The sequence below is a fragment of the Pseudomonas brassicacearum genome, from assembly GCF_918698105.1.
GTDB lineage: Bacteria > Pseudomonadota > Gammaproteobacteria > Pseudomonadales > Pseudomonadaceae > Aquipseudomonas > Aquipseudomonas brassicacearum_F.
Genome location: NZ_CAKKMI010000047.1, coordinates 47305 through 54000 on the forward strand (window position 1 = coordinate 47305; position 6696 = coordinate 54000).

General features: G+C 61.8%; 7 protein-coding genes. All 7 read left to right on the plus strand.

All coding sequences use genetic code 11. The features are described from left to right. The 7 genes from fliH to LQ215_RS18720 all read left to right on the plus strand — a co-directional run bounded on the left by fliH (position 1) and on the right by LQ215_RS18720 (position 6608). Complete coding sequence (gene fliH / locus LQ215_RS18690) at positions 1-846, plus strand: flagellar assembly protein FliH (protein ID WP_230152006.1); 846 nt, start codon at positions 1-3, stop codon at positions 844-846. Then, the gene (gene fliI, locus LQ215_RS18695) at positions 836-2194 is read left to right on the plus strand and encodes a flagellar protein export ATPase FliI (RefSeq protein WP_230152007.1); all 1359 of its coding nucleotides are present in this window, start codon (positions 836-838) and stop codon (positions 2192-2194) included. The genes fliH and fliI overlap by 11 nt, the downstream gene beginning before the upstream one ends. Before the next feature lie 6 nt (positions 2195-2200). After that, positions 2201-2650 carry a flagellar export protein FliJ gene (gene fliJ / locus LQ215_RS18700; RefSeq protein WP_003199091.1) on the plus strand — a complete coding sequence of 150 codons (450 nt, stop codon included), beginning with the start codon at positions 2201-2203 and terminating at the stop codon, positions 2648-2650. 102 nt (positions 2651-2752) lie between these two features. Next, complete coding sequence (locus tag LQ215_RS18705) at positions 2753-3058, plus strand: STAS domain-containing protein (RefSeq protein ID WP_053182985.1); 306 nt, start codon at positions 2753-2755, stop codon at positions 3056-3058. Positions 3059-3063: 5 nt separating this feature from the next. Next, positions 3064-4770 carry an ATP-binding SpoIIE family protein phosphatase gene (locus LQ215_RS18710; RefSeq protein WP_230152009.1) on the plus strand — a complete coding sequence of 569 codons (1707 nt, stop codon included), beginning with the start codon at positions 3064-3066 and terminating at the stop codon, positions 4768-4770. A gap of 31 nt (positions 4771-4801) precedes the next feature. Then, complete coding sequence (locus tag LQ215_RS18715; RefSeq protein WP_230152011.1) at positions 4802-5146, plus strand: Hpt domain-containing protein; 345 nt, start codon at positions 4802-4804, stop codon at positions 5144-5146. Positions 5147-5234: 88 nt separating this feature from the next. After that, a complete protein-coding gene (locus LQ215_RS18720) occupies positions 5235-6608 on the plus strand; it encodes a flagellar hook-length control protein FliK (RefSeq protein WP_230152012.1) in 1374 nt (457 codons plus the stop codon). Positions 6609-6696: the final 88 nt, after the last annotated feature.

The window sequence follows — 6696 nt, forward strand, 5'->3', positions numbered from 1 at the left end:
ATGTCTGCCAAGAGTGATGAAGCACCCAGCGACCTGATCCGCGGCCGAGACGTCGGTGGTTTCGACGTTTGGTCGCTGCCCAGCTTCGACCCGCACGTGCCTGAGCCTGAGCCGGAGCCGGTGGAAGAGCTGCCGGAAATGGAGGAGGTGCCGCTGGAGGAAGTCCAGCCACTGACCCTCGAGGAAGTCGAGAGCATTCGCCAGGAAGCCTACAACGAAGGCTTCGCCGTGGGTGAAAAGGAAGGTTTCCACAGCACGACGCTCAAGGTCCGCCAGGAAGCCGATGTGGCGCTGACGGCCAAGCTCCGTGCCTTGGAATCGCTGATGCTCAACCTGTTCGACCCTATCGCTGAGCAGGACACCCAGATCGAGAAATCCCTGGTGGGGCTGGTGCAACACATTGCCCGGCAAGTGATCCAGCGCGAACTGGCCATCGATTCGACCCAGATCGAACATGTCATGCGCGAAGCACTGAAATTGTTGCCATTGGGCGTGGGCAACGTGCGGCTGTACATCAATCCCCAGGACTTCGAACTGGTCAAGGCCCTGCGCGAGCGCCATGAAGAAACCTGGCGCATCGTCGAGGACGCTTCGCTGCTGCCCGGCGGTTGCCGTGTGGAAACCGAACACAGCCGCATCGACGCCACCGTTGAAACCCGCATCAGCCAGATCATGGCCAAATTGTTCGACCAGTTGCACGAACAGGCCCTGCACCCGGCCGCTCCCGACCTGAGCCTGGAGTTGCCCGACGAACCCCTGATCAGCGCTGAGGCCGCGCCGGCCGATACTGGGTTGGATGTGCCCGAGTTGGACGCTTCTGCACTGGACAGCCGCGATGCGCCTTGAGCGAACCAGTTTCGGCAAGCGCCTGGGCAGCTACGCCGAGGCCAGCGAGCTGGCCGGCCAACCGATCCTGGAAGGCCGCCTGCTGCGCATGGTCGGCCTGACCCTCGAAGCCGAAGGCCTGCGGGCTGCCATGGGCAGCCGCTGCATGGTGATCAACGACGACAGCTATCACCCGGTGCAAGTCGAAGCCGAAGTCATGGGCTTCTCCGGCAGCAAGGTTTTCTTGATGCCGGTGGGCAGCGTCGCTGGCATCGCCCCGGGTGCGCGCGTGGTGCCCCTGGCCGACACTGGTCGCCTGCCCATGGGCATGAGCATGCTCGGGCGCGTGCTGGACGGGGCCGGACGGGCCTTGGACGGCAAGGGTGGCATGAAGGCGGAAGACTGGGTGCCGATGGACGGCCCGACGATCAACCCCCTCAAACGCGACCCCATCAGCGTACCGCTGGACGTGGGCATCCGCTGCATCAACGGTTTATTGACGGTCGGTCGCGGCCAGCGCCTGGGCCTGTTTGCCGGTACCGGGGTGGGCAAGAGTGTGCTGCTGGGCATGATGACCCGCTTCACCGAAGCCGACATCATCGTGGTGGGGCTGATCGGCGAGCGGGGGCGCGAGGTGAAGGAATTCATCGAGCACATTCTCGGCGAGGAAGGGCTCAAGCGTTCGGTGGTGGTGGCTTCGCCGGCGGACGATGCACCCTTGATGCGCCTGCGGGCAGCCATGTACTGCACGCGCATTGCCGAGTACTTCCGCGACAAGGGCAAGAACGTCCTGTTGCTGATGGATTCGCTGACCCGGTTCGCCCAGGCCCAGCGGGAAATTGCCCTGGCCATCGGTGAGCCGCCGGCCACCAAGGGTTATCCGCCTTCGGTATTCGCCAAGCTGCCGAAACTGGTGGAGCGTGCCGGCAACGCGGAAAAGGGCGGCGGTTCGATCACAGCGTTCTATACCGTGCTGTCCGAAGGCGATGACCAGCAAGACCCCATCGCCGACTCGGCCCGGGGCGTACTCGACGGCCACATCGTGCTGTCCAGGCGCCTGGCCGAAGAAGGGCATTACCCGGCGATCGACATCGAGGCGTCCATCAGTCGGGTCATGCCGTCGGTGATCACTGCCGAACACATGAAGCGCGCCCAGCAGTTCAAGCAGTACTGGTCGCGCTACCAGCAAAGCCGCGACCTGATCAGCGTCGGCGCCTATGTCCCCGGTGGTGACCGCGAGACCGACACGGCGATCAGTCTTTACCCGGCCATGGCCGTTTACCTGCGCCAAAGTCTGAACGACAACATCGGCATGGGTGCCAGCGAAGCGCACTTGCAGACTATTTTCGCCCCGGTCTCAGGCACGTAACCGGCCATGGCCACGAGTCGTGCGGCGCGCCTGGCGCCAGTGGTGGACATGGCCGAAAAGGCCGAGAAGACCGCTGTCCAGCGACTGGCCTATTTCCAGGGCCAGGTCAAAGTCGCCGAAAGCAAACTGGCCGATCTCGAAAACTTTCGACTCGAATACCAGGAGCAGTGGATCGCCCGTGGCGCCCACGGGGTTTCCGGGCAGTGGTTGTTGGGTTACCAAGGATTCCTCGCGCAGTTGGGTACCGCTATCGACCAGCAGCGCCAGAGCCTGGTCTGGCACCAGAACAACCTGGAGAAGGCCCGTCAGAGCTGGCAAGAGGCATTTGCCCGGGTCGAAGGGCTGCGCAAACTGGTGCAGCGTTATATTGATGAGGCGCGACAACTGGAAGACAAGCGCGAACAGAAACTGCTCGATGAGTTGTCCCAGCGCTTGCCGCGTCAGAATCCCTATTGATGAGAAGCCAGGATTTTGTCGGATGATCGAGGCAAAACCTTGCTCAGACCTTTACCAGATGCTACACCTTGTACACGTATGTCCATGACAGGGAAGCTGAACATGTCAGTCGTTACAGAAGTATCCCAAGATGGGAAGAAGTTGACGATTTCGATCGAAGGTCGATTTGATTTCGGACGGCACCAGGAGTTTCGCGAGTCTTACGAGAGACTTAATAACAAGCCCGAGTCTATTGTGGTGGATTTGAAGAAGGCCACTTATCTCGACAGTTCCGCCTTGGGCATGCTCTTGTTGTTACGTGATCATGCCGGTGGCGACGAGTCGGACATCCGGGTCGTCAACAGCAGCAGCGACGTCAAGAAAATCCTTGCGATCTCCAATTTCGACAAGCTGTTCGACATCAGTTGATCGCCATGCAATCGTCGTCGGAGCCACTGACGGTCCTGATTGCCGAAGACAGTGCCGCTGATCGACTGCTGTTGTCGACCATCGTCCGTCGCCAGGGGCATCATGTGCTCACTGCGGCCGATGGCGCCGAAGCGGTTGACGTCTATCTGGAGCAGCGTCCTCACCTGGTGTTGATGGACGCGATGATGCCGGTGATGGACGGCTTCGAAGCCGCGCGGAAGATCAAGCAGTTGGCCGGGGACCAGTTGGTCCCGATCATTTTCCTCACCTCGTTGACTGAAGGCGAAGCCTTGGCCCGTTGCGTGGAGGCGGGTGGCGACGATTTTTTGGCCAAGCCCTACAACCAAGTGATCCTGGCGGCCAAGATCAAGGCGATGGACCGCTTGCGTCGGTTGCAGGCCACGGTGGTGGAGCAGCGTGACCAGATTGCCCGGCACCACGACTACCTGCTCAACGAGCAACGGGTCGCCAAGGCCGTGTTCGACAAGATCGCCCACTCCGGCTGCCTGAGCGCGCCGAACATCCGCTACTTGCAATCGCCTTATGCCTTGTTCAACGGTGACCTGCTGTTGGCCGCGTTCAATCCGGCCGGCGACATGCACGTCCTGCTGGGCGATTTCACCGGCCACGGTTTGCCCGCGGCGGTCGGCGCGATGCCGCTGGCCGAAGTGTTCTACGGGATGACCGCCAAGGGCTACGGCCTGGCGCAGATCCTGCGAGAGATGAATGCCAAGCTCAAACGCATCTTGCCCGTGGACATGTTCTGTTGCGCGACCTTGTTATGCCTGAGCTTTCAGCGTTGCACGGTAGAGATCTGGAACGGCGGCATGCCTGATGGGTACCTGCATGACAGCCTCAGCGGCGTGCGTACGCCATTGCCGGCGCGGCACCTGCCGTTGGGCGTGCTCAGCCCTCATTTATTCGATGACCGCACCGAAGTGCATCCGATGTCGTTGGGGGATCGGGTATTCCTGTTGTCTGACGGCGTGATCGATACCACCGACGAAGACGAGCAGCTGTTTGGTGTGGAGCGGCTGCAACAGGTGTTCGCAGACAACCGTGAACCCGACCGGCTGTTTGAAGATATCCAGCAGGCCCTGCGAGATTTTCGCGGTGAGTCGCGGGATGACTTCAGCATGGTCGAGTTGCGACTGGTCGCACCAACGCAACTCAACCCGCCGCCACCGGTCTATTCCGATAGCGGCCAGTCCAGCCCGCTGGATTGGTCGGTGAGCTTCGAGTTCCGGGCGCAGACGCTCAAGCGCTTCAATCCGATGCCCTACTTGCTACAATTGCTGCTTGAGGTCCATGGGCTCAGGGCGCAGAGTGGCGCCCTTTATAGCGTCATGTCGGAGTTGTATTCCAATGCCCTGGATCATGGGGTACTGGGGCTCGACTCGAGCCTCAAGCGTGACGCGGCGGGTTTTGCCCGCTATTACCGGGAGCGCAATACGCGCCTGGATGAACTGAATGACGGCTACGTGCGGGTGCACTTGCAGGTCTCGCCAAGCGGCGAGGGCGGTCGCCTGGCCATTGAGGTCGAGGACAGTGGCGAGGGCTTTGATGTTGTCAGGGTGCTGGCGCGGCCTGTGGACAGTGATCGGTTGTCGGGGCGCGGCGTTAACCTGGTACGCCAGTTGAGCCACCAGGCCAGTTGGTCAGACGATGGTCGTAGTGCGCGTGTGGAGTTTTTTTGGGAGGCTCCGGCATAATCGGTGCCATTCTTGATCAGGGAGCGAACAAGTGAACGTGATTCATCTGGACCGCGACGTGCTCAGCACGTTGAAGGAAGTCATGGAGGACGGGTATCTGGAGTTGCTGAATACGTTTCTCAACGACTCGGAGGTTCGCCTGCGCGAGCTGCATCAGGTACAGGACGCTGATAAGCTGAGCGCCACGGCTCACAGCTTCAAGGGCAGCAGCAGCAACATGGGCGCTAAGCGCTTGGCCGAGCTGTGTGGCGAACTGGAACAGCGTGCCAAGCAGCCGTCATTGGCCGGTATCGAGAAACTGGTCAACGAAATCGACAGCGAATTTGATTATGTACGCAAGCTTTGCGATGAAGAGCGCCAAGACTTTCGCTGCTGAGATTTGACGCTCGGGCAAATGTTGGCCCGTGCCTTGCATTGCCTAGTCTCGACTGTACCTATGATTCCAGTGCAGCGGAGACCTTTTTATGCCCGTTACCCCCAATACACTGCTTCAGGCCTCTGTCCAGGCCAAGCCCCAGGCCGCCGTCAATTCACCGGCAGCGGCCCCGGATCGCGGGGATAGAGCCTCCAGCTTCGCTCAAGTCTTTGCCAAGCAGGCGCCTGCCAAGGCAGCGTCAGCCCCCGAGCCTGCGGTGAAATCGGCGCGCGACAACGCTTCCAACGACACCGTCAAAAAAGATACCGGCAACGAAACGCCTGCCGCTTCGGAGCCGACGGTTGCCGATAGCGGCAAACCCTTGCCCGCGGACAAACCGGCCAGCGCCGACGACAAGACCGCCAGCGACGAAAAGGCCGACTCGGCTGAATCGCCTGTGGCGGATGCTGCACCTGCCGATCCGAGCCTTGATCCTGGGTTGTTGCCGGACATGACGGTATCGGTCGCGACAGTCCCAGCGGAACCGGCCCCTGCGGCGGCAGCGGCTGAGGCTCAGCCAGCCACTGCGGTGGCGGCCCCCGTTGCATCGCTGGCGACACCGGCCCAGGCTGCGGCCCCGGTGGACGATCCGGCCTTCGACCCTCAAGCCGACCCACTCGACGCATTGCCAGCGTTGCGCTTGGCGATGGAGCAGAGCGGTCATGTTTCCGCCAGCAGCCAGGCCCAGTCCAAGGGCGCTGCCCCAACGTCGCCCGACGGTGAGCCGACTTCGGCGCAGACCTTCGCCGCCGGCATGGCGAGCATGCTTACCGTGCAGGCCGACCAGAACAGTACCGAGTCCGGCAGCCAGGGTGGCGATAAGGCATTCGGTGGCTTGATCAGCGAAGGTCTCAAGGACCTGAGCGCCGCCTCCAGTGATACTCGCGTGGATGATTTCGCCAACCGCCTGGCCGCACTGACCCAGGCTGCTACGCCCAAGACCGCCAACGCGGTGCCGGTCAATCAACCTATCGCAATGAATCAGAGCGGTTGGACCGAAGAGGTGGTCAACCGGGTGATGTACCTGTCCAGCGTCAATCTCAAGGCGGCCGACATCCAGTTGCAACCCGCCGAACTCGGACGCCTGGATATCCGGGTGAACATGGTGCCGGACCAGCAGACCCAGGTCACGTTCATGAGCGCCCACTCCGGCGTTCGCGAAGCCCTCGAAGGCCAGTTGCATCGCCTGCGGGACAGTTTTGCCCAGCAGGGCATGGGCCAGGTCGACGTCAGCGTATCCGATCAGTCCCGGGGTTCGCAGAACCAGGAGCAGCAGGCACAGCAGCAAGCCCGGGCCGGGCGTACCACGTCTTCAGGCGGACGGGTGGATTCAGCCGATGAAGCTGGCCCGGCCGGCATCGCTGAAGTGGCCGCCAGCACGACCAGCGTCATCGGCAGCAGCGCGGTCGACTACTACGCCTGATCCAACGATGCTCGTCCCCTGTGGGAGCGAGCTTGCTCGCGATAGCGGATTGTCAGTCACCCTTACCGGGGCTGGTCCACCGCTATCG